This window comes from Thalassotalea insulae, from assembly GCF_030161395.1.
GTDB lineage: Bacteria > Pseudomonadota > Gammaproteobacteria > Enterobacterales > Alteromonadaceae > Thalassotalea_E > Thalassotalea_E insulae.
In genome coordinates this window covers 1189624-1213634 of the sequence record NZ_BSST01000001.1, presented here as the reverse complement: position 1 = coordinate 1213634, position 24011 = coordinate 1189624, and the positions used below count along the sequence as shown (strand labels likewise).

At 39.9% G+C, this 24011-nt stretch carries 18 protein-coding genes; 11 read left to right on the top strand and 7 right to left on the bottom strand.

Going from position 1 to position 24011, the window contains the following annotated elements:
- Positions 1-114: 114 nt before the first annotated feature.
- From QQK06_RS05605 to QQK06_RS05585, 5 genes are all read right to left on the bottom strand, one after another.
- The gene (locus tag QQK06_RS05605) at positions 115-1362 is read right to left on the bottom strand and encodes a type II secretion system F family protein (protein ID WP_284243673.1); all 1248 of its coding nucleotides are present in this window, start codon (positions 1360-1362) and stop codon (positions 115-117) included.
- An 18-nt stretch (positions 1363-1380) separates the two neighbouring features.
- Positions 1381-3087, bottom strand: a complete 1707-nt coding sequence (gene pilB / locus QQK06_RS05600) for a type IV-A pilus assembly ATPase PilB (RefSeq protein ID WP_284243672.1) — start codon at positions 3085-3087, stop codon at positions 1381-1383.
- A 124-nt stretch (positions 3088-3211) separates the two neighbouring features.
- Positions 3212-3700, bottom strand: a complete 489-nt coding sequence (locus tag QQK06_RS05595; protein ID WP_284243671.1) for a pilin — start codon at positions 3698-3700, stop codon at positions 3212-3214.
- 274 nt (positions 3701-3974) lie between these two features.
- Complete coding sequence (gene nadC, locus QQK06_RS05590) at positions 3975-4874, bottom strand: carboxylating nicotinate-nucleotide diphosphorylase (protein ID WP_284243670.1); 900 nt, start codon at positions 4872-4874, stop codon at positions 3975-3977.
- A 37-nt stretch (positions 4875-4911) separates the two neighbouring features.
- Positions 4912-5433, bottom strand: a complete 522-nt coding sequence (locus QQK06_RS05585; protein WP_284243669.1) for a retropepsin-like aspartic protease family protein — start codon at positions 5431-5433, stop codon at positions 4912-4914.
- A gap of 67 nt (positions 5434-5500) precedes the next feature.
- Between QQK06_RS05585 and ampD the strand changes: the two genes are divergently transcribed.
- The 7 genes from ampD (at position 5501) to QQK06_RS05550 (ending at position 15834) form a co-directional block, all read left to right on the top strand.
- Positions 5501-6100, top strand: a complete 600-nt coding sequence (gene ampD, locus QQK06_RS05580; protein WP_284243668.1) for a 1,6-anhydro-N-acetylmuramyl-L-alanine amidase AmpD — start codon at positions 5501-5503, stop codon at positions 6098-6100.
- A gap of 38 nt (positions 6101-6138) precedes the next feature.
- Positions 6139-7038, top strand: a complete 900-nt coding sequence (gene ampE / locus QQK06_RS05575) for a beta-lactamase regulator AmpE (protein ID WP_284243667.1) — start codon at positions 6139-6141, stop codon at positions 7036-7038.
- A 630-nt stretch (positions 7039-7668) separates the two neighbouring features.
- Complete coding sequence (gene pdhR / locus QQK06_RS05570) at positions 7669-8439, top strand: pyruvate dehydrogenase complex transcriptional repressor PdhR (protein ID WP_431313638.1); 771 nt, start codon at positions 7669-7671, stop codon at positions 8437-8439.
- 162 nt (positions 8440-8601) lie between these two features.
- The gene (gene aceE, locus QQK06_RS05565) at positions 8602-11277 is read left to right on the top strand and encodes a pyruvate dehydrogenase (acetyl-transferring), homodimeric type (RefSeq protein WP_284243666.1); all 2676 of its coding nucleotides are present in this window, start codon (positions 8602-8604) and stop codon (positions 11275-11277) included.
- A 21-nt stretch (positions 11278-11298) separates the two neighbouring features.
- Positions 11299-12954: a dihydrolipoyllysine-residue acetyltransferase gene (gene aceF, locus QQK06_RS05560; protein WP_284243665.1), complete on the top strand. Its 1656-nt coding sequence runs from the start codon at positions 11299-11301 to the stop codon at positions 12952-12954.
- 190 nt (positions 12955-13144) lie between these two features.
- Positions 13145-14575 carry a dihydrolipoyl dehydrogenase gene (lpdA, locus tag QQK06_RS05555; protein WP_284243664.1) on the top strand — a complete coding sequence of 477 codons (1431 nt, stop codon included), beginning with the start codon at positions 13145-13147 and terminating at the stop codon, positions 14573-14575.
- 359 nt (positions 14576-14934) lie between these two features.
- On the top strand, positions 14935-15834 hold the full coding sequence (locus QQK06_RS05550; protein WP_284243663.1) for a THxN family PEP-CTERM protein: 900 nt from the start codon (positions 14935-14937) through the stop codon (positions 15832-15834).
- Between the two features lie 83 nt (positions 15835-15917).
- Here the strand turns inward: QQK06_RS05550 and QQK06_RS05545 are convergent, their stop codons facing one another.
- Positions 15918-17012: an OmpA family protein gene (locus QQK06_RS05545; protein ID WP_284243662.1), complete on the bottom strand. Its 1095-nt coding sequence runs from the start codon at positions 17010-17012 to the stop codon at positions 15918-15920.
- 168 nt (positions 17013-17180) lie between these two features.
- Here QQK06_RS05545 and QQK06_RS05540 point away from each other — a divergent pair, with 168 nt between their 5' ends.
- The 4 genes from QQK06_RS05540 (at position 17181) to QQK06_RS05525 (ending at position 22141) form a co-directional block, all read left to right on the top strand.
- Entirely contained in the window at positions 17181-17507 is a 327-nt protein-coding gene (locus QQK06_RS05540) for a hypothetical protein (RefSeq protein WP_284243661.1), read from the top strand.
- Between the two features lie 230 nt (positions 17508-17737).
- Positions 17738-20326 carry a bifunctional aconitate hydratase 2/2-methylisocitrate dehydratase gene (gene acnB, locus QQK06_RS05535; protein ID WP_284243660.1) on the top strand — a complete coding sequence of 863 codons (2589 nt, stop codon included), beginning with the start codon at positions 17738-17740 and terminating at the stop codon, positions 20324-20326.
- 329 nt (positions 20327-20655) lie between these two features.
- Positions 20656-21258 (top strand): LysE family translocator, encoded by a 603-nt coding sequence (locus tag QQK06_RS05530; RefSeq protein ID WP_284243659.1) that lies wholly within the window; start codon positions 20656-20658, stop codon positions 21256-21258.
- Between the two features lie 73 nt (positions 21259-21331).
- On the top strand, positions 21332-22141 hold the full coding sequence (locus QQK06_RS05525; RefSeq protein WP_284243658.1) for a type 2 periplasmic-binding domain-containing protein: 810 nt from the start codon (positions 21332-21334) through the stop codon (positions 22139-22141).
- 180 nt (positions 22142-22321) lie between these two features.
- Here QQK06_RS05525 and QQK06_RS05520 read toward each other — a convergent pair whose 3' ends face one another.
- The gene (locus QQK06_RS05520; protein ID WP_284243657.1) at positions 22322-23773 is read right to left on the bottom strand and encodes a hypothetical protein; all 1452 of its coding nucleotides are present in this window, start codon (positions 23771-23773) and stop codon (positions 22322-22324) included.
- Positions 23774-24011: the final 238 nt, after the last annotated feature.

The window sequence follows — 24011 nt, the reverse complement described above, 5'->3', positions numbered from 1 at the left end:
AACACAAAAGGCCTATTTTGTTTAGTACAACAGATACACTGTGTTTAATTGCCCACAGTGTATGCAAAAGCAGAGAAAATGAAAATACTTAGTTTCAGCGGTTTTACTTACAATCTAAACAACCATACCTATTTGGAAAATAGGTAAATACATCGCAACAATTAAACCACCAATGACAACCCCTAACACAGCCATTATCATAGGTTCTAAAAGGGCGGTTAAGTTATCGACGGCATCATCAACTTGTTGCTCGTACACGGTAGCGACTTTTGCTAACATATCATCTACGGCGCCCGACTCTTCACCAATCGCCACCATTTGAATGACCATATCAGGGAAAATATTACAGTTACGCATAGCGAGATTCATTTGCATCCCTGAGGTGACTTCCGCGCGAATTTCCAAAATTGCATCACGAAACACTGCATTACCAGAAGCACCAGCAGCGGACTCTAAGGCGTCGGGCAAAGGCACACCTGCTGCAAAGGTGGTTGACAAGGTACGGGCATAACGGGCAACTGCAGCTTTTTTTAATAACTCTCCAATGACAGGCAGCTTAAGAATTTGTTTATCGACATTATCTCTAAATTGTTGGCTTTTTCTATGAACTCGTTTAAACAAATAACCAGCTGCAAATATAATACCTAATGCAATATGCCAATAAGACTGCATAATATCTGAAATCGCCAGTACGAATAAGGTAAAGGCGGGCAGTTCGGCGCCAAAGCTATCAAAAATTTCTTTAAATACCGGTACAACAAAGATTAGTAATATTGATGTCACTACAGCAGCAACTACTAATACCGCAATCGGGTAAGTCATGGCTTTTTTAATTTTTGCCTTTAATGCTTCTGCTTTTTCTTTGTAAGTGGCGATCCTGTCATAAATAGTTTCTAAGGCGCCGGATTGTTCACCTGAATGGACTAAGTCACAATATAAACCGTCAAAAAACCTTGGGTGCTCGCGTAGGCACTCAGACAGCGGGATACCTGACTGTAATTTATTGCCGACATCGGCCAGTAATTTTTGCATATTGCCATTATTATGGCCTTTACCGATCATTTCGATAGTTTGTACCAAAGGCACACCGGCATTTAGCATAGTGGCTATTTGTCTGGTAATTTCGGCAATGTCAGCAGCTGTAATAGCCTTATCACCACCTAATCCGAATAGTGGTTTGGGTTTTTTTTTGACTTTTCCTGGCGTGACGCCTTGTTTGCGTAATTGGGCTTTTAACTCCATTAAACTGGCTGCGGATAATTCACCGCTGACTTTTTTGCCTTTACGGTTAACCCCTTGCCAGAGAAATACTTCGAGCTCTTTAGGAGCGATAGCTTTTGTTTTAGTTGCTGACACTGCCATAAAACACCTTATTAGTTATTAAGCGCTAGTAACCCGGTTTATTTCTTCCAGGCTAGTCATGCCTTGCATGGCTTTTTTTAAGCCAGATTGTCTTAAATTATCATAGCCTTCTTTTTGACATTGTGTTGCAATATCGAGAGAATTACCGCCTTCCATGATAATACTGGCGATTTGTTCACTGATTTTGATTACTTCGTAAATACCGACCCGGCCTTTATAGCCACCAGTACATTGGTCACAACCAACAGGTTTAAATAGCGTAAATTGACCAATTTTGTCTTCGGGAAAGCCCTGATTACGTAATTCAGCTTCCGGGATTTGCTCTTCTTCCCTGCACTGAGTGCACAGGCGTCTCGCCAGACGTTGAGCAATAATAATACTGACTGAGCTGGCAACGTTATAGGATGGTACGCCCATATTTAACAATCGAGTTAAGGTTTCTGCTGCAGAGTTAGTATGTAAGGTTGATAACACTAAATGCCCTGTTTGTGCCGCTTTAATGGCGATTTCTGCGGTTTCTAAATCACGAATCTCCCCGACCATGACGATATCGGGATCTTGACGTAAAAACGAACGCAACGCACTAGGGAAGGTTAATCCTGCCTTAGTATTAATTTGAACCTGATTAATACCTTCCAAGTTAATTTCCACTGGATCTTCGGCGGTCGAGATATTGCGCTCAGCGGTATTGAGAATATTCAAGCCAGTATAAAGAGAAACAGTTTTACCTGAGCCGGTAGGCCCAGTAACTAATATCATGCCTTGCGGCTGGGCTAAGGCATCCATATAGATTTTCTTTTGCTCAGCTTCATAACCTAGCATGTCGATACCGAGCATAGCACTGGAAGAGTCTAAAATCCGCATTACGATTTTTTCTCCCCACATGGTGGGTAGGGTCGAGACGCGAAAATCTATCGATTTTCTTTTGGATAATGCAAGTTTTATTCGACCATCTTGTGGCACTCTGCGCTCGGCAATATCGAGTTTCGACATCACTTTTAGCCGAGCGGCCATGCGCGCGGCAAGCGCGATTGGTGGTTTGGCGATTTCAGTTAAAATGCCATCGATACGAAAGCGGATACGGTATGATTTTTCATAAGGCTCAAAATGTAAATCGGATGCGCCTTTTTTTATTGCATCCAGTAAAATTTTATTAATATAAACGACAATAGGGGCATCTTCTTTATCACCGGTAGCGACATCATCATCGTCCTTGCGATCTTCATGAACATCAATACCGGAAAGCTCTTCGGTATCCATATCAGAAATATCTAGGGCATCACTTTCTTCTTCTATTACTTTTTCAATGCATTCATTTAGGCCTTTTTCATTGGTCAGTACTAGTTCGGTGGTAAAGCCAGTATTAAATTGAATCTCTTCCAATGCGTCTAAGTTGGTAGGATCCGACATCGCAACAAACAGCACTTTACCACGTAAGAACAGCGGCAGGGCATTATGTTTGCGGATCAGTTTTTCGTTACGTACCCCGTCAGGCACTAATGAGGTGTCAAATTGTTTTAAATCAATTAATGGGTAACCAAAACTGCGGGAGAGAATATTGGCAATATGGTGCGGATCTAAATGTTTATCTTCAACTAAATAGCGGACGAAAGGTTTTTTTTGCTGGATAAAGTCAGCACTGATTTGTTCAACCATTTTAGTAGATACAATATTGTGCTTTGATAAGGCAGACAAAACACTAGATTGTTGGTGAAGTCCTTTCATAACACCTTGATAAAATTTGTTAAATAGAATTAATTAAAAGTGTAACCTATTTTCAACATTAAAAACAAAAAATACGCATAAAAAAAGCTCCTAAGGAGCTTTTTTTGTGCGTATTAAGTTTTAACTAACACAGACCTGCAGCTACGCATGTACCTGAAGATCCCCAATCTAATGAGTCCTTGTTTGTGCTTGGTGTTCCAGTTAATATATAAGTATATGGCCCACCAGTAAATGTAGTACTGTTAGATGTTACTGTAATAATTATTTTGCCAGTAAGTGAATCATCTGAAGCATCATCCGGTGTTCCGTTATCATCAATTTCTGCATCAATCGCAACACTATCAACCAGATCAGAGTTTGCCCAACCTGTATTAGTCTCGTCTAAAGTTGCACAGCTTGTTCCTGTCTGGAAACATACATCAACGGCTGTTTTAGCTGGTGTTGCAGCAAGTACAACTTCACTAAACTTGGCACGTTCTGTGTACGTTTTATATGCCGGCAAGGCGACTGCTGCCAATATACCGATGATCGCGACTACGATCATTAATTCAATTAGGGTGAAACCTTGGTTATTAGATTTCGCTGTTGCTAAGTTTTGTAATGTCTTTTTCATAATCAGTAATTCCATACTAGTTATTACGGGGGCTGACTTCATACTGCGACAAAAAACTAGAAATGTAAAATATTGTGTGGATTTTTTTTTATTTTTTTTAATAATTTGCTTTTTTTCAACAAAAGTTGGTTAAAAATTAACAGTTTATTAACGGATGTTGACAGTTTTATTATCGTTTTTACAAGGTATCAACAGTGAAATGGTAGATGAAGATAAATAGTAGAGTTTAAAAGGAGAGCTTTTAATTTTCTCCTTTTAAATTAATAAATTAGTTTTAAACAAAACGCATTGAAAGGTCGACCGCTTTAATATGCTTGGTTAGTGCACCGACAGAGATAAAATCAACGCCTGCTTTAGCATGATTTTCCATGGTTGCCAGGGTCATATTACCGGATACTTCCAGTTTGGTTTTTCCTTGCGATATGCTGTCTCTTAAGCTAACCGCCTGTTCTATCATTTCTGGTGTAAAATTATCTAACATGATGATATCAGCTTGTGCATTTAATGCCTGAGTCAGTTCGTCCACACTCTCTACTTCCACTTCTACCGTTTTATTCGGATGATTTGTTTTGGCTGTGCTAATTGCCTGAGTAATAGAACCACAAGCGGCTATATGGTTTTCTTTAATTAAAAACGCATCAAATAAGCCAATACGATGATTAACGCCACCACCGCAAGTAACGGCATATTTTTGAGCGCTACGTAGGCCAGGCACAGTTTTACGAGTATCTAATAATTTTGTATCCGTGCCAGCTAAGCATTCAACATATTCACTAGTAATAGTGGCGGTGCCTGACAAGCTTTGTAAAAAATTTAACGCCGTGCGTTCACCAGTTAATAAAAGTCGGGCATTACCGCTAAGTTCAAATAAGGTGGTATTCGCTTTAACTGCTTGGCCATCGTTAACAAACCAGGTGATTTTAGTTGCCTGTTCGCCACTAAAACCATAAATAGCATCAAGTTGTTGAAACACTTGGTTGACCCACTCCACACCGCAAATAATACAATCGTCGCGACTGATAACGTTCGCCACCGCAGTATTTTCTGCAGGAATCAGTTCTGCGGTGATATCTTGGGCATTTTTTAGTTCTGTTTTATTCGTTGCCCCTAAGTCTTCACATAACGCCCAGGTAACGGTTTGTTTAATATCTTTTAAAAGCTGTGGAGCTAACATGGTTATTTAATTCTCTTGCTGATCTATTGATAGGTAATTACTGACGCAGTACCAGTTGTTTTCCTGATTGAGTGAATTCTACCTTTTTTAGTGCGCTCATGCCCAATAGAATTTCATCTGCTTGCATGCCTGGGTTTATGTTGGCATTAACATCATTCAGAATAATATTGCCAATGGTCAGTTCATTAATATGCGTTTGAAAAACACGCACTGAACCATTCGCTGTTTGTACTAAATAACTCCCTGTTTTTGTTAATTCAAGTTGTTTAGCTAAATGGGCCGGGATAGAAACACTGGTAGCGCCAGTATCTAGCAAAAAGGTCACAGGGTAACCATTAATAGTGCCCTGAGTGACGTAATGACCGTAATGGTTTTGTTGTAATACTACTTCCGCTTGACCGGCATTTGTTAAGCGATATTCCGGCTGTTGATTAGGGTTCCATTGCTTTTCTAACAGATCTTGAAATAAATAGATCAGCAGAATTATCGCGATAATCCAGGCAAGCCAGATAAAATATCGACCGAATACAGAAGAGTTGTCATTAACAGGTGCAGGCATGGCTTTTATTCGTTAAGGGCTCGCAGTATGATAGCGGGTATGCTGATAAATTTATCCTGACTATTGTATGACAACTGATGCTAATCACTCAAATCTTTCTCAAATTAAAGCTAAATTTCATCTCGTTGACGGATGGTTAACTGAGGTTACTAAATGCCCATCGCCCCATTATGATCAGCGTGAACAGTGCCAGAAAGGGCAAATAGACTTATTAGTGATCCATAATATCTCACTGCCAGCAGGAAAGTTTGGTTTACCTTATATAACTGACTTGTTTTTAGGACAGTTAGATCCTGCTGCTGATCCGAGTTTTGAAGATATTTATCAGTTGCGAGTCTCTGCGCATTGCTTAATTCGCCGAGACGGCCACATCATTCAATATGTTTCTTTTAATGATCGTGCCTGGCATGCTGGAGTATCAAATTATCAAGGCAGGGAAAAATGTAATGATTTTTCTATTGGTATTGAGCTGGAAGGAAGTGATGATATTCCTTATACTGAGGAACAATATCAACAACTTAGTGCGTTGACGCAGGCATTGAAATATCATTACCCCAAGATAAGCGATAATATCGTTGGTCATTGTGATATTGCCCCTGAGCGAAAAACAGACCCAGGCGATGCGTTTAACTGGGGATATTACCGCCGTTTATTACAAAGTCACTGAAACAACAACCTTTAGAGTATTATGATGGAATGTAACATATGAGTCTAATTAGTTTGCTAATTGCGTTAGCAGCAGAGCGTTATTTATCTTCGTCGGCCTGGCAGTTTGGCACCCATTTTTCGAAGTATAAGGCATTTTTTACTGGTGTTATTCGCATAGGTAAGCCACAACAATCCTTAGTGGCTAATGCTCTGTTTATTTTATTACCGGTGATTACTTGTTATTTATTGCTTGGATTAGTGGACGATGGTTTGCTCCACTTCTTATTGTCAACCTTGATTTTGATCAGTTGTTTTGGCTGTATAAAAACGCGCGATACTTTTAAACAATATTTATTGTGCGCATTTCGTGGCGAACAAACCTCCTGTGACATGCATTATCAGCAATTATTACAGGATAAAAATTTACCTGATATCGGTTTTGGTCAAACGCTGATCTGGCTTAATTATCGTTATTTTATTGCCATTATGTTGTTTTTCGTTATTTTCGGCGCGCCAGGAGCGTTAGCGTATCGATTAATCAGTAGAGTGAATGAGCAGGCAACTGAACGTGAACAGGATAAACTGCACAATATAGAACAAGAAAATGACGAACAGCAACCGTTTACAGAAAAGATAGATGCATCTCAGGAAGTAGCACAATTTAACCAACAACTTTTGTTTTGGCTCGACTGGCTGCCTGTGCGTATTGTTGCTTTTGGTTATATGTTAGTGGGGCATTTTTCTCGGGCAATGCCGACTTGGCTAGAAAACCTATTTGATATAGGAAAATTGCCACATCAAATACTGGTTTCAGTGGCAGAAAAATCAGAAGATTTTATGGTTGATCATAGTGACTGTACCGCAGAACCTTGTTTATTAGTGCGTTTAGCTAAGCGTACCTTACTGCTGTGCTTAGCCATTATTTCTTTACTGATCCTTACCGGTGTGATGAGTTAATTGTGGTTTAATCGCGCGCCTCGTGCATAACGAGGCTTAAGACCATTTAACAGTAGTTGTTAAAGTGTAAGTTATCATGGACTAACTCCCCAAAGGGCTATTTCTAACAGCTTATATACTGCGTGATTGATTTTAACAAGGGAATCACCATTCTTTGCATTCAATGCCTTGCTTCTAAGTTGTTAAACTCTTGCTAATTGACCAAATATTTATCTAGGTTGGTAGTTAATTTCGCCAAGTAAAACCTGTCTATCCGGCGTTATATCAACAAATTAATATAGACGAACTTTGAAACTGCATCAGTTTTTCGGCTTGTTACCTCTTTTGTTGAGCATAATTAAAAGACAAGCAGTAACTGAATAGCTATTCAGTTACTGCTTAAGCCATTCTTAGGGGATAAGTACAATAATAGAGCTTAGCTAGTCGTATTGTTGCTCGGTGTTATTTTCCTAATAATCCTCTCCCTTACTTAAATGGCTATAGTTGTTTTTTTGTTCGCCTGAACTATGTTCTATTTACAAAATCTATTTATTTTGCTATTTTTACGTCACTTTAAAATTGGTAATACCAATTTACCATTGTGTTTTTGTTATTTAAAAACGATTATTTCAGGCTATTTATTGAATTTTTATGGTACTAGGTCAGATTAAACATACCGTCAAACAGGCGAAACTTTCCGATGTGATTTTGTCGCAACTTGAGACAATGATCCTGGAAGGCAGTTTAAAGGCCGGTCAAAAGTTACCTGCTGAGCGAGATCTGGCGAAACAATTTAATGTTTCTCGTCCATCGTTGCGTGAAGCAATTCAAAAGCTAGAAGCTAAGGGGCTAGTCAATCGTCGTCAGGGCGGTGGAACCTTTGTTAGCGAGCAAATATTAAAAGGCTTTTCTGATCCGCTGTTTGATTTGATGTCGCAAAGCAATGAATCACAATTTGATTTGCTTGAATTTCGTCATGGTATTGAAGGTATGTCGGCTTATTATGCGGCGATGCGTGGCACTAAAGCAGATTACGAAGAAATTCGCCGTCAGCATGATGCTATTGGCGAAGCACAGCTTGAGCATAATTACCGCGAAGAAGCTAAAGCAGTATTTGAGTTCTATTTGGCGATTTGTGGTGCTTCTCACAATGGCGTGATTTTGCATTTGGCACGCAGTATGTCGGCGGTGGTTATTGATAATATTGAACAAAACTTAACGATATTAGCACAACGTCCTGATATTTTTGCCAAAATTGCCGAATATCGCACCCATTTAATGGACGCGATTTTAAGTGGTCAGCCACAAAAAGCGTGGGGGGCTAGTCATCGCCATCTCGCTTTTATTGAAGAAGTATTACTGAATTTAACCGAAGAACAAAGTCGCATGGAACGTTCAATGCGCAGAATGCAAAAGTTATAACAATTTTTGTAATAGTAAAGAAAAAGTCAGGAATATTAACCTGATAGCGGCAATGCGTTTGCCGAGCAGTTAGCAGATTAAAGCAACTTAAGTTAAGCGGTATTTAGCTTTCTTTAATCTACAAATTTTAATTTTATATAACAAAACGGAGACTAAGTGATTATGTCTGAGCTCCCAAATAACGACATTGATGCTATTGAAACACTGGAATGGATCGAGTCAATGGAATCGGTTCTGGAAAATGAAGGCCCAGAACGAGCACATTTTCTATTAGAAAAGTTAATTGATCAAGCACGTCGTAGCGGCACACATTTACCTTTTGATGCAACTACTGCCTATGTTAATACTATTCCGCCTGGGCAAGAACCTCATATGCCAGGTGATCTTACCATTGAAGCACGTATTCGTGCGGCAATTCGCTGGAATGCAGCAGCGTTAGTGTTACGAGCTTCAAAGAAAAACTTGGAACTTGGCGGTCATATTGGCTCTTTTGCATCATCGGCAACTTTATATGATGTCGGCTTTAACCACTTTTTTAAAGCGGCATCACCAAAAGATGGTGGCGACTTTATATTTGCTCAAGGTCATATCTCTCCAGGGATTTATTCTCGTGCGTTTGTTGAAGGTCGTTTGACTGAGGAGCAAATGGATAACTTCCGTCAGGAAGTGGATGGCAATGGTTTATCTTCTTATCCACATCCGCATTTAATGGATGATTTTTGGCAGTTCCCAACGGTTTCAATGGGCTTAGGGCCATTACAAGCAATCTATACTGCTCGTTTCTTAAAATATTTAACTGATCGTGGTATTAAAGATTGCTCAGGGCAAAGAGTGTACTGTTTCTTAGGGGATGGTGAAACGGATGAACCAGAATCATTAGGCGCTATTGGCTTAGCGGCTCGTGAAGGGTTAGATAACTTAACCTTTATCATTAACTGTAACTTGCAGCGTTTAGATGGCCCGGTTCGTGGTAATGGTAAAATTATCCAAGAACTTGAAGGTACTTTCCGTGGTGCTGGCTGGGAAGTGATTAAAGTGATTTGGGGGTCTTATTGGGATGCCCTATTAGCACGTGATACTTCAGGCAAGTTGCTACAGTTAATGAATGAAACCGTTGATGGTGAATATCAAAACTGTAAGGCGAAAGGTGGTAAATATACTCGTGATAACTTCTTCGGTAAATATCCAGAAACCGCTGCTATGGTTGCTAATATGTCTGATGAAGATATTTGGCGCTTAAACCGTGGGGGTCATGATCCAGTAAAAGTTTATGCCGCATATGAAAAAGCGATGAACACTAAAGGTCGTCCAACGGTGATTTTAGCGAAGACCGTTAAAGGTTATGGTTTAGGCCAATCGGGCGAAGCGCAAAACGTTGCCCATAATGTTAAGAAAATGGATCTTGAATCGATCAAAGCGTACCGTGATCGTTTCAATATGCCTATTTCTGATGATGAAATTGAAGATTTACCTTTCTTTAAATTTGATGAAGATAGCCCTGAATTAAAATACATGCGTGAGCGTCGCCAGGCGTTAGGCGGCTCTTTGCCGGCGCGTCGTCAACAGGCTGATGAGAGTTTAGAAATTCCACCACTTAAATCGTTTGATGCGATTTTGAAAGGTTCAGGTGAGCGTGAAGTGTCATCAACCATGACTTTTGTACGTGTGCTTAATAGCTTGTTAAAAGATAAGAAAATCGGTAAACGTATCGTGCCTATTATTCCGGATGAAGCCCGTACTTTTGGTATGGAAGGGTTGTTCCGCCAAGTAGGTATCTATGCCAACGAAGGTCAAAAATACATTCCGCAGGATGCCGACCAAGTAGCTTATTATCGCGAAGATAAAAAAGGCCAAGTATTACAGGAAGGGATTAATGAATTAGGTGCGATGGCCTCTTGGGTTGCTTCAGGCACTTCTTATTCAACTTGTAATGCCACGACTATACCTTTTTATATCTACTATTCAATGTTTGGCTTCCAGCGTGTTGGCGATTTAGCGTGGGCAGCGGGTGACAGCCAGGCACGAGGTTTCTTATTAGGTGCAACCGCAGGTCGTACAACCCTAAATGGTGAAGGGTTGCAACACCAAGATGGTCACTCTCACGTTCAAGCTGGATTAATTCCAAACTGTGTGACTTATGATCCAACTTATGGTTATGAAGTGGCGGTGATAGTGCGTGATGGTTTGCGCCGGATGTATGAAAATAATGAAAATATTTTCTACTATCTGACGTTAATGAATGAAAACTATCAGCACCCAGCAATGCCGGAAACAAAAGACATTGCTGATGAAATCATTAAGGGTATTTATAAGCTAGAAACAGTTGCTGCGAAAAAAGCGAAGGCAAATGTTCAGTTAATGGGTTCAGGCACCATCTTATTGCAGGTGAGAGAAGCGGCGCAAATTTTAGCCAATGATTACAACATCTCTAGTGATGTTTATTCAGTCACCTCATTTAACGAACTGGCGCGTGACGGTCAGGAAGTGACGCGTCAAAACATGCTCAACCCAGAAGCTGAGCAGCAAGTGCCTTATATTGGTCAGGTGATCAAAAAAGAAAACGGACCTGCGATTGCTGCAACTGATTATGTGAAAGCCTATTCTGATCAAGTCCGTGCTTTTATTGATACTCAATATCGTTGTCTTGGTACAGATGGTTTTGGTCGCAGTGACAGCCGTGCAAACTTACGTCGTCATTTTGAAGTGAACGCCGATTATATCGTGGTAGCTGCGCTCTATGAATTGGCTAACCGTGGTGATGTGGAACGTTCTATTGTCAGTGAAGCTATTAAACGTTTCGATATTGATACTAACAAACTTAACCCACTTTACGCTTAATCAGGAAATAGGAGAATTATTATGTCAGATGTTCAACAAGTTCTAGTTCCTGATGTTGGTGGCGATGAAGTTGAAGTGATTGAAATTTGTGTCGCTGTCGGTGATAGCTTAGAAGCCGATGAAGGGATAGTCACGGTTGAAACCGACAAGGCTTCTATGGACATTCCGGCGCCAATTGCTGGTGAGTTGGTGTCATTAAGCGTTAATGTTGGTGATAAAATCAAAGAAGGCGACTTAATCGGTGAAATGAAAGCCGTTGGGACGACAAGTGAAGCTCCTGTAGCTGAAGCTACTCCTGTAGAAAAAGCGGAACAAAGCCCAGTAGTGGCCGAGCAAACCGCGCCAGCGGCTGAGCAAGCACCTGCTGCAACTGGTGGCAGTGAAGTGATTGATGTTGTGGTACCAGATATTGGTGAAGATGGCGAAGTAGATGTTATCGATGTCTTAATTGCCGTTGGGGATGAAATTGCTGAAGAAGACGGCTTGATCACCTTAGAAACGGATAAAGCGACCATGGATGTGCCATCATCTCATGCTGGTATCGTTAAAGAAGTGTTAGTGGCAACTGGCGATAAAGTTAAGCAGGGATCGTTAGTGATCAAACTTGAAACTAACAGCGGCGCTCCTGCTGCGATTGAGCAGCCTGTTGCTCCAGCTCCTGTAGCTGAAGCACCAAAAACAGCACCTGCACCTGAGAAAAAGGCAGCACCTGTGCCTCATCATCCACAATCTGGCGTTAAGTCAAGCGGCGCAATTTATACTTCGCCATCCATTCGTCGTTTAGCGCGTGAATTTGGCGTTGATTTAACCTTAGTCAAAGGTAGTGGTAACAAAGGGCGCATTTTAAAAGAAGATGTTCAGTCTTACGTTAAGTATGAATTATCACGTCCGAAAGCCAATGCCGGCAGTTCAGTGGCTTCTGGTGAAGGTGGCTTACAAGTAGTAGCGGCTAAGCCGATAGATTTCGCTAAGTTTGGTGAAATTGAAGAAAAACCGTTAACACGGATTCAGAAGATTTCAGGACCGTTTTTACATCGAAACTGGGTGACTATTCCTCATGTTACCCAATTTGACGAAGCTGATATCACGGATGTAGAAGCATTTCGTAAAGAACAAAATGTTGTTTGTGAAAAACAACAGCTTGGTTTTAAGATCACACCATTAGTGTTCATTATGAAAGCCGCAGCTGATGCATTGCGAGCGTTCCCGGTATTTAATTCAAGTTTAAGTGATGATGGCGAAAGCTTGATCCTTAAAAAGTACTGTAATATTGGCGTTGCGGTCGACACCCCGAATGGCTTAGTGGTGCCGGTAGTACGCGATGTCGATAAAAAAGGCATTCATGAACTATCGCGTGAATTACTGGAAATCAGTAAAAAAGCGCGTGATGGCAAGCTTACGGCTAGCGATATGCAAGGCGGTTGTTTTACTATTTCAAGTCTAGGTGGTATTGGTGGTACGGCATTTACGCCGATCGTTAATGCGCCAGAAGTGGCCATTTTAGGGGTGTCAAAATCAGAAATGAAACCTAAGTGGAATGGTAAAGAGTTTATTCCGCGTTTAATGTTGCCATTGTCTATGTCTTACGATCATCGCGTGATTGACGGCGCTATTGCTGCACGCTTTACTGTTCATTTAGCTTCAGTGATGAGCGATATCCGTAAGTTAATATTGTAATTATCCCATAATTCAAATCGGTAATAATGAAATCTGCTTGTGAAGTTTTTATTATTACCGACATTATTTGATTAAAAGATGGCGATTTTTATTCACTTTGAGTAAACTTCGCACCATAAAAAAATTCAGTTCCAATGGCTTACGATTTATTTGAATGCCATTGTACAAACCAAAATAATTTGAGGTTAGCATGAGTAACGAGATTAAAACTCAAGTCGTTGTTTTAGGTGCAGGTCCTGGTGGTTATTCAGCAGCATTCCGTGCAGCTGATTTAGGTCTGGACGTAGTATTAGTTGAAAGCCGTGAAACGTTAGGTGGTGTTTGTTTAAATGTTGGGTGTATTCCTTCTAAAGCATTACTGCATGTTGCTAAAGTAATTGATGATGCGGCTGAAATGGCATCACACGGCGTTACTTTTGGTAAACCTGAAATTGATTTAGATAAAATTCGTGGTTGGAAAGAAAGCGTTATCGGTCAGTTAACCGGTGGTTTAGGCGGTATGTCTAAAGCGCGCAAAGTAAAAACTGTGACAGGTTTTGGTAAATTCACTTCTGATAAAACTATCGAAGTGGAAGGCGCAGACGGTAAAACTACCATCACTTTCGATAATGCGATTATCGCTTGTGGTTCTTCAGTCATTGATTTGCCATTTATTCCTAATGACGATCCACGTGTGATTGATTCTACTGGTGCTTTAGAGCTTAAAGATGTACCGGAAGAAATGTTAGTGCTTGGTGGTGGTATTATCGGTTTAGAAATGGGCACAGTATATAAAGCGCTTGGTTCAAACGTTTCTGTGGTTGAATTTGCTGATCAATTAGTACCAGCAGCCGATAAAGATATTGTGCAAATTTATACCAAGTACAATAAAAAGAAATTCAATATCATGTTGTCAACTAAAGTTGTGGCAGTTGAAGCGAAAGATGATGGCTTATATGTTTCTTTTGAAGGTAAAAATGCACCAGAAGGGCAAGTACGTTACGATAAGATCTTAGTTGCTGTTGGTCGTAAGCCAAATGGTCACTTAGTTGCCGCTGATAAAGCAGGCGTCAATGTTGATGAGCGTGGTTTCATTAACGTTTCAAATGAGTTACGTACTAATGTGAATCATATTTTCGCCATTGGTGATGTGGTTGGTCAACCAATGCTTGCTCACAAAGCGGTACACGAAGCACACGTTGCAGCTGAGGTAATTGCGGGTAAGAAACATGTATTTGACCCGCGTTGTATTCCTTCTATTGCGTATACTGATCCTGAAATGGCTTGGGTGGGTGTTACAGAGCGTGAAGCGAAAGATCAGGGTTTAAACATTGAAGTGGCAAATTTCCCTTGGGCAGCCTCAGGTCGTGCGATTGCTTCTGCGCGCACCGAAGGTAAAACTAAGATGATCTTCGAAAAAGAAACCGGTCGTGTGTTAGGTGGTGCTATCGTTGGTATCAATGCTGGTGAAATGCTAGGTGAAATTTGTTTAGCGGTTGAAATGGGTGCTGATGCAGAAGATGTTGGTTTAACGATCCATGCGCATCCGACATTAAATGAATCAATTGGTTTAGCGGCGGAAATCTTTGAAGGTTCAATTACTGATTTACCAAATGCCAAAGCGGTGAAGAAAAAGAAATAATTCGTTATTTTTAAAAGAAAAATTATCGTTAAAAAAGCCAGCATCAAGCTGGCTTTTTTATTACCACATTTTAAGTGTCAATATTTTTTACAATTATCTGGATCACTTCAGTGTGATGGATAGTTCCATATTTATAATATTCTGTTATTTTTTAGTAGGTTAAGAAAATTGGTATCTATTCAACTGCTATTTAAATTTATACAAACCTCAGTTTCAATAAATAACTGTCTAATTTTTATACTTATAAATCAGGTATCTAGTGAAATGGCTTCAGATATGCATAGAAAGTGTGCAGGGAAGCTACATTAGGTAGCGGTGCTTCCACTATATTTTACATTAATAGAGTAAGGTGGTTTGATATGAATAAGACTAATCGAGTTAGTTGTTGGCGTACGATAATTATTTCTGCTGTTTGTTATTTGTCGACGCTTACTTCTGTTCAAGCGGGAGTGATTGTCACAGAGTGGGAATTTGATACTTGGGCTGAATTTACAGCAGCAAGTTTTACCGGCGGTACAGGGACAACAAATTTTTCTGACTACGAGTTATCATGGGGAGCTGACGGGGGAGATTATGCTTCACCAACAGGCGATGCTTCAGATAACCAAAGTGCGTTAACTATTGGTACAGGTACATCAGGTGATGATCGATTTGGAGGTGGTCATGTGACAGGAACGGTTGATACTATTCTTGGTTTTGCTCCACCGACACCACCAGATGAAATTGGCTTAGGGGTCAGTATGACTCACTGGAACAACCCCATTAACAGCAATTTTAGTTTCCTTAGCTCAGGAACCTTAACTGACCATTTAACACTAACAGCTTTATCACCATATGCGGGGAGTACAGAGCCAGCCCCTACATTAGATATTATGTTTAACTTTTTGGAAACGCCAAATGCAGGTTCAGGAGGCTTTTGTTTAGATGGCTCTGCTGTGCCGGCTGCAGGTTGTGGCGATTTATTTGGCTTTGACAATATATCAACATCAGGTATTCCGTTTACCTATGATGGTGTAGATTATGGCCTTGATATTCTAGTGTTTGATGAATTTGGTGGCGCAGCACCAATTGAAGCATTAGGAGCTGATTATTGTGCAGCCTTAGGTTTAAGCGCTACCTGTGTTGGATTTGTTACACCAGAAGACGAGCATACATCATTGCAATTTGGTTTTAGTGTTAGACAGGTACCAGAATCTAGTACTATCGCACTATTAGCCATTGCGCTAATTAGCTTAAGTTTAAGGAAGCAAAAACGTTAATAGTATTAAGTAGTTAACTTATAGTAAAAAGCCAGCATTGTATTTAGCTGGCTTTTTTATACTTTAAATATTTAGCAGTTACCTTATCGTTTTACCGGTACTTTTTGAGCGCCTGTGATGGTTGCTTCAATGCGGCGATTTACCGCATGAGCTGAGGCGGTATTAGCGCTATTTTTTAATTGCTGCTCGCCATGGCCAATTGCGGTTAAACGGTTGGCAGCAATTGAGAAGTCATTCACTAACATATTAACAATTGCTTGTGCGCGTCTTTCTGAGAGCTTCTGATTATAGTTAGCATCACCTTGCGCCGAAGTGTGACCGTGTACGGTTAACCTGGTTTGACGATAACGCTGTAAAAAATCAGCCATTTTAGTAATTTCTTTTTTCCCTTCGGCATTGATATCGCTTTTATCATTATCAAAGTTAACTAACAATTCAAAAGTTTCTCTCTGCTTCATGTAAACAGTACAGCCTTGGGCGTTTACTTTATGTGTGAATGGCGTGTTAGCACAATTATCCTGGCTGTCAACTACACCATCCTTATCGCTGTCTTTTGGTAGCGTTTTTGTCACTTTTTTAGCTGTGGGTGAACTTGTTTTAGCGTGAGTAGGTTTTGGTGTATTGGTATCAAAGTAATAGATGAAGCCTATTTTGCTGGAAAAATCAGTATAGTTGTCATCTATTTGATAATGGCCTTTTCCTTCAATATAGAAAGCTGCATTATCGTTAATAAAGTAACGGTAGCCAGCACCTAGATCGGCAGATAGGTTAGATTTGTCGATATCAAGAAAATCGGCGCCAGCGACAAGGTAAAGGCTTTTTTGATAAGGGAAGTACAACATATCTAAAGCAACACTTGAACCATCTTCAACGTCATAGCCTTTATGTTGAGTGTTGATATTTAAGTTGCTATATGAAATACGAGCTTCGTATGATGGTGAAAGGCGGTGACCATATTCTGCACCAATACCAGAGCCATGAGCAATTTCAGAATGTTTGTCTTCGCTAAACAAACGATCATTATCAGCTTCAAGGTAAATGCCATGGCCTCCGATATAGCTTTGACCGACAAAGATGCTGGCATCGGGCTGTTCGTTAGCAAGTAGTGGCAAAGAAAATAGTGAAAGGCTGATCACCTGACAAAGTTTAGAAAATTTTGAGTTAGATAACAGACGCATATTGAGATCCCTTATATTGTCGTCAACAGAGGTAAGAATAAGTCGCATATTTTACGCGAGTACTGCCGATAGGCCTAGTATTACAAGCCTGTTTTTATTAGAAAAGTAGATTAAATAACTTGAAAAGCGCTATAATTTAGCTAGTTGTTGATTAAGGAAAGAAAAGCAATGAAAATCTTGTTGGTGGTTTTATTTATATTCTCTGGTGCAGTGAGTGCAGCTGAGCAAGAAGTCAATTATGATTTTGATCATAAAGTACATTATAAACAAAAGCGTCTGGCGCCTGGACACTATCAAATTGAAGCGTTACAGAAAGAAAAAACACGCTTTAGTCAGTTAGCAACTTTCTTGTTGCGTCATGCTTATAAGCTTTGTGGCAGTTATGACTTTGAATTAAAAATACTCAGCGGAGTGGAGCAATTTGACGATCGTCAAATGAGCCCTAATTATATTCAGCCATCATTATCTGCAAACCTTGTTTGTCCTAAGAAATAGACTATCTTTAATCTACATGAGCCTATTGTCTGGTAAACCAGTTTTTTCCAGGCAAGTGATTAATATTTAATAAGTATAACTATTTTTTATAATAGTTATAAGTTTGCTGAATGGTTGTGAGATTTTAATTACGAAACGGTTATCGTATAATCACGCCGAAAATTTTCTAATCAATAGTAATTGCTAAGTGGGCTACTTAGTGATTTCTACTTATCACAGGGGTGAACGCCGTGCTTCAAGAATATCGTAATCATGTAGAAGAGCGTGCCGCAGAAGGCATAGTACCAAAAGCGTTAGATGCAGAACAAACTGCTGCATTAGTTGAATTAGTGAAAAACCCTCCAGCAGGTGAAGAAGCGTTTTTATTAGAGTTATTAACCAATCGTGTACCAGCAGGTGTAGATGATGCTGCCTATGTTAAAGCCGGATTTTTAGCGGCTGTCGCGAAGGGCGAAGTAAGTTCACCAATTTTACCGGCTGAAAAAGCAACTGAATTATTAGGCACCATGTTAGGTGGTTATAACATTCAGCCGATGATTGATTTGTTAGACGATGCTGCACTGGCAGATAAAGCAGCACAAGGGTTATCACATACTTTATTAATGTTTGACGCATTTTTTGATGTTAAAGAAAAAGCGGAAGCAGGTAATGCGGCTGCGAAAAAAGTGATGCAGTCATGGGCAGATGCCGAGTGGTTTACCTCGAAAGAAAAAGTGGCTGAAAAAATCACGGTTAAAGTATTTAAAGTTACTGGTGAAACTAACACAGATGACTTGTCGCCAGCACCAGATGCTTGGTCTCGTCCTGATATTCCTTTACATGCCAAAGCGATGCTTAAAATTGAACGTGAAGGTATTAACCCGGATGAAGAGGGTTCTGTCGGTCCGATTAAACAAATTGAAGAATTACAAAAAGACGGCATTCCATTAGCGTATGTAGGTGATGTTGTTGGTACTGGCTCTTCTCGTAAATCAGCGACTAACTCAGTGCTTTGGTTTATGGGGGATGATATTCCATATGTACCAAATAAGCGCGCAGGTGGTGTTTGTTTAGGTGGTAAAATAGCGCCTATTTTCTATAACACGATGGAAGACTCAGGTGCTTTACCAATTGAGCTAGACGTTCAGAAAATGAATATGGGCGATGTTATCGATATTTATCCATACGAAGGTGTGGTGAAAAAAGGTGACGAAGTTATCTCTACCTTTAAGTTAAGCCCTGTATTACTTGATGAAGTTCGTGCTGGTGGTCGTATCCCGCTTATTATTGGTCGTGGTTTAACGGGGCGTGCTCGTGAAGCACTAGGCTTAGCGGAAACTGATTTATTTGCTAAACCTGTCGAGACAGAAGCGTCTTCAAAAGGTTACACCTTAGCGCAGAAAATGGTAGGTAAAGCTTGTGGTGTAGAAGGTGTTCGCCCAGGTCAATACTGTGAGCCGAAAATGACGACTGTTGGTTCACAAGATACTACCGGTCCTATGACTCGTGATGAGTTAAAAGATTTAGCTTGTTTAGGTTTCTCTGCTGATTTAACCATGCAGTCATTCTGCCATACTTCTGCTTATCCTAAGCCGGTAGATGTACAAACACATCATACTTTACCTGATTTCATTATGAATCGTGGCGGTGTTTCGCTTCGCCCAGGTGATGGTGTTATTCACTCATGGTTAAACCGTATGTTATTGCCTGATACTGTCGGTACAGGTGGTGACTCTCATACGCGTTTCCCATTAGGTATTTCATTCCCAGCAGGTTCTGGCTTAGTAGCGTTTGCTGCCGCAACTGGTGTTATGCCACTTGATATGCCAGAGTCGGTATTAGTGCGCTTTAAAGGTGAAATGCAACCAGGTATTACCTTGCGTGACCTAGTACATGCGATTCCTTACTATGGTATTAAAAACGGTTTATTAACTGTTGAAAAAGCCGGTAAGATCAACGAATTCTCTGGTCGTGTATTAGAGATTGAAGGTCTTAAAGGTTTAACGGTTGAGCAGGCATTTGAACTTTCAGACGCATCTGCGGAACGTTCAGCTGGTGGTTGTTCTATCAAGCTTGAAGAAGACGCTGTTAAAGAATACTTAGAATCTAACATTGTGATGCTTAAGTGGATGATCAGCGAAGGCTACGGTGATGTTCGTACCATTGAACGTCGTATCAAGGCAATGGAAGAGTGGTTAGCAAATCCATCTTTAATGTCAGCTGACGCTGATGCAGAATACGCTCATGTGTTAGAAATTGACTTGAATGAAATTAAAGAGCCTATCGTTTGTTGTCCAAATGACCCTGATGATGCCAAGTTATTATCGGAAGTAGCTGGCACCAGTGTTGATGAAGTATTTATCGGTTCTTGTATGACTAACATTGGTCACTTCCGTGCTGCTGGTAAGTTATTAGAAAACTACGGTGGTACGTTAAATACTCGTATGTGGGTTGCACCACCAACTAAGATGGACCGTGACCAACTAACGGAAGAAGGTTACTATTCTACCTACGGTAAAGCAGGGGTACGCATTGAAACACCAGGTTGCTCGTTATGTATGGGTAACCAGGCACGTGTTGCAGACAAATCGACAGTCTTATCTACCTCTACGCGTAACTTCCCAAACCGTTTAGGTACAGGTGCAAATGTTTACTTAACGTCAGCAGAATTAGCAGCTGCTGGTGCAATTATGGGTAAAATACCTACGCCAGCCGAGTATATGGAATATGCAAAAACTATTGACGCAACGGCGGCAGATACATATCGCTACTTAAACTTCCATAAAATGGAACAATATACTAAGAAAGCTGATACGGTTATTATGCAAGAACCAGCTTAATTTTGTCTTGTATTTGAACTTTATGCGGTATTGTCAGCGTTTATCTTTCCATCACATATATATCTATTTATGTGATGGGGCATAAGCTTGACGGCTTTGCCTAAAGCCCAATTATTTAGCAAAATCAATTAGCTTGATAAAAGTAAGAAGTCGTCCTTAGGGCGACTTTTTTTGTTTGAGCAGGAATAAAAAGCCTAAAACCAATGCGGTGTTAGGTGTATCGGATTTTTTAACTGTGTAGGTTGTATTTTATGATTTTTGTATATGTTAGGTATTCAAAATTTTAGGTACAGTGTTAATCACGTTTTGCATCTTTTAAGGACTAACATATGGAATTGATTGCATTAGTACTGTTTGTTTTATCTTCTTCGGGCACTCCTGGGCCAAATAATGTGATGTTGCTCACTTCGGGCGTGAACCATGGTTTTAGAAAAAGTATCCCTCATGTCCTCGGTATTAACATTGGCTTTCCATTAATGGTGATCGGCGTTGGCTTTGGCTTAGTGACTTTATTTAAACAGGTGCCTAGCTTCTATTTATTGCTTAAAGTGATTGGTATCTTATATTTGCTGTATTTAGCTTATAAAATTGCCACTTTATCCGGTAAATTGTCGACAAATGAGGAAAACAACCCGTTTACTTTTACCCAGGCAGCATTATTTCAATGGTTCAATCCTAAAGCATGGGTGATGGCGGTTAGTGCAATTGTTGCATTTTCTTCTACCGATGGTAGCGTAGCCATTGAAGTGTTTTCCATTGCGGCCGTGTATTTAATCTTTGGCTTACCTTGTTCGCTGTTCTGGTTGAGCATGGGGTTAGGGCTGCAGTCAGTGTTGAACAAGCCAAACTTTCTCATTTGGTTTAATCGTTGTATGGCTGTTATCTTAGTGCTTTCTGTTATTCCGATGATACAGTCAACAGTGACTAGATAATGCCGATTAAGTGGAATTTGCGTGTTTGTCGTTATAGCTAACAAAACATTATCGGTGCAATAGCGAAGATAAAGTGCCACACTTATTATTAGTACCTAGTAATTTGTCATGTGAGAACCTCGTTATTGCTAACTTAAATATTGTAGTGATAGTCGCTTTAACTCTTTTTAGCGCTAAGAATAGTAATGCTTGTTTATACCCGGAGAGGGTATTTGTTGTCGGGGTCGAAGCAATTGAATATAGTCCACACTATAACTTTGTTAGCCCCAGTCAGCCGAATTTTTTTGGTGACTTTATCAAATGGCTGGAAAGAAAAACTCAATGCCAATTTTTAGTGAGATCGTTGCCAATAAAACGTTTAGTATTGGAATATGAACAAGCAGGCAAGTTAGATTTTATTTACCCAGACAACCCAAACTGGCATCGTGGACAAGGGGGCGCCCGATATTTTAGTGAAGAGCTAATTACGGCGCTTGGTACAACAATCGTTCAACAGCAGAACCTTAATATTCAAGTGAGTAATTTTAACTCGTTAGCTTTTCCTCGCGGTTTTTCTCCTGTCGCCTGGTACCCACTTCAGAATATGTATGATATTAAGTTTATCGAAACCACCAATGCTTTAGCTGCATTGAAGATGGTTGATACCGAAAGAGCTGATGGTGCTGATATTGAATATAATGTTGCACAATATTTGATGCGGAAAAATCATATACAAAACCTTAAGATAGCGAAAAATTTGCCATTCACACCAACCTCTTTTCATTTATCTACGCTAAGGGAAGTTAAGATGCTGAATTATATTAATCTTATTACTCAACAGCATAAAAGTGAGATAATAAAAATAAAACAAAGGCTTCATATTATTGAAAAATTACCTCAATAATAAACAAGTAATGAGCGATGTTTACATCGTGTTGAGTAAAGCTAATATATAGCGCCAGCGCTGAAATTTTCTCTACTGTCAGCAGTTACCACAAGGTGAATGGTGTGTCTTATTATCAAATAAAAATTTTTATTACGTGGTGACGTTGCTGCTATCACTGATAGTGATAGCAGCGTCAATTTAGTCACGAATTGAAATTGAATAAGATGAGTTTATTAAGCCTTTATGACCCACTTTACGGGAAGATAATCCTCCGGTGAGGAAAATGGCTTGATCGGTTTGATAATTTCCTTTATTGGTAACATCAATAGCCCCCATAGCTAAATGCCATCCTGTAATATTGGAAAGATCTAGCCCTGTTAGTTCTGGTGCTAGAATTGACTGAATCGGTAGGGTTGAAGCACTTGGACCATAATAATGAATGCGGACGGAGTCCTTAAGGGTTGAAGGTGTTTTATCATTCAAATAGGCTAATAGTTCTATTTCACCATAATTGTATCCTGCACCAGAGAAGTCAAACTGATAGTCTTGCTCAAGGTTTAGTAACAAATCAACCATTTGTTGTTGGTAACTAAATTCTCGAATGGGTTCAGGTAAGTTGACATCTAACAGCTCATATATATTGTTTGTTAATTTTTGTTCATAGAAATAACTAAATTTATTGTTTGGCAAATCTATGCCTGGTAGATTCACGCCGACAATAGGGTTATAGACATCTAAAAGATGTAAATCGTCTTGTTTATTCAGGTGTTGATCATAACTTAAAACGCTAAAGTCATTGCCTGTTAGGTTTGAGGTCAAGGCAAGTGATTTACGCCAGTGGGTAAAATTACGAACAATAGGGGGAAGCGAAAGCTCGTTGATATCGTTTAAAATGTGCTCTTGAGCGGGAAGATTAACCATTGCCAACCAATTATTCTCACTGCTATCAAAATCAATACTTGCTGCCATCATGCCGGTATAAATAAAATTGGCGTTGTTAGGATCTGTGCTCTGGGCTTTACTGTTAACAAAAACGGGAGTTTCTGGGTAGTTGCCGTTTTCCGGTTTACATATTTTTTGAGTTGGAATGACATTTAATGGCTGGCCATCAAATGTGTATTCTACAACTGCGTTGCCAGGGACATGAATGGATATTTCAGCACCGTCTTGATAAAAATCATCCGGTACGGTGAAGTACAGATCACGGGTTTCACAACTACAGCTTTGTTCACTATTATCGCTAGTTAATACTAGGCCGTGATCTTGTGAAGGTACTCCCTCTATTACTGTTGCAAACCAGTTAACCGGAGTGGTTTGAGGGGAAGTATCTATCAGCTTGATAATGTTTAATTCAGCATGTTCAGAGGTAAAGGTTACGTCACCGTCGCCATCAGGAATGATTTCTTTGAGTTTATGCCAATCTTGGTCATAAATAAGTAATGAAAAGTCACTATTGGCAAGCGTTGTGCCGCAGCGAGTGAGCGATTTGAACTGAGCAGAAAAAGTATAAGTTTCTGGCTCAGGTATGGTTGGCTCTGGTAGTGAGGGCTGGGCAACCTCATTGTTTGAAGTTTTGTTACTTCCACCACATGCACTCAATAAAATTGTTGAGAGAACAAGTGCAATAGTTGGTAATTTATAGCGTGTCATGAAATGTCCTTTTTATTTTCAATATAGAATAAGCAAAATTGTGACTGTTTTTATATATAGCGATTAAAAATCAATAGGTTAATCTTGTTTGATGGCGTCTGATCTTTATTTGGGATAACTACTTAGCGCTAAAGTGTGTGCATAATTTATATGCTCTTTAATGCTAGATACAGTTAAAAGATGTAGTTAAAGGTAAGCAAATATGTAGAGGATCCCATTTTATTGATTAGAGGAACGA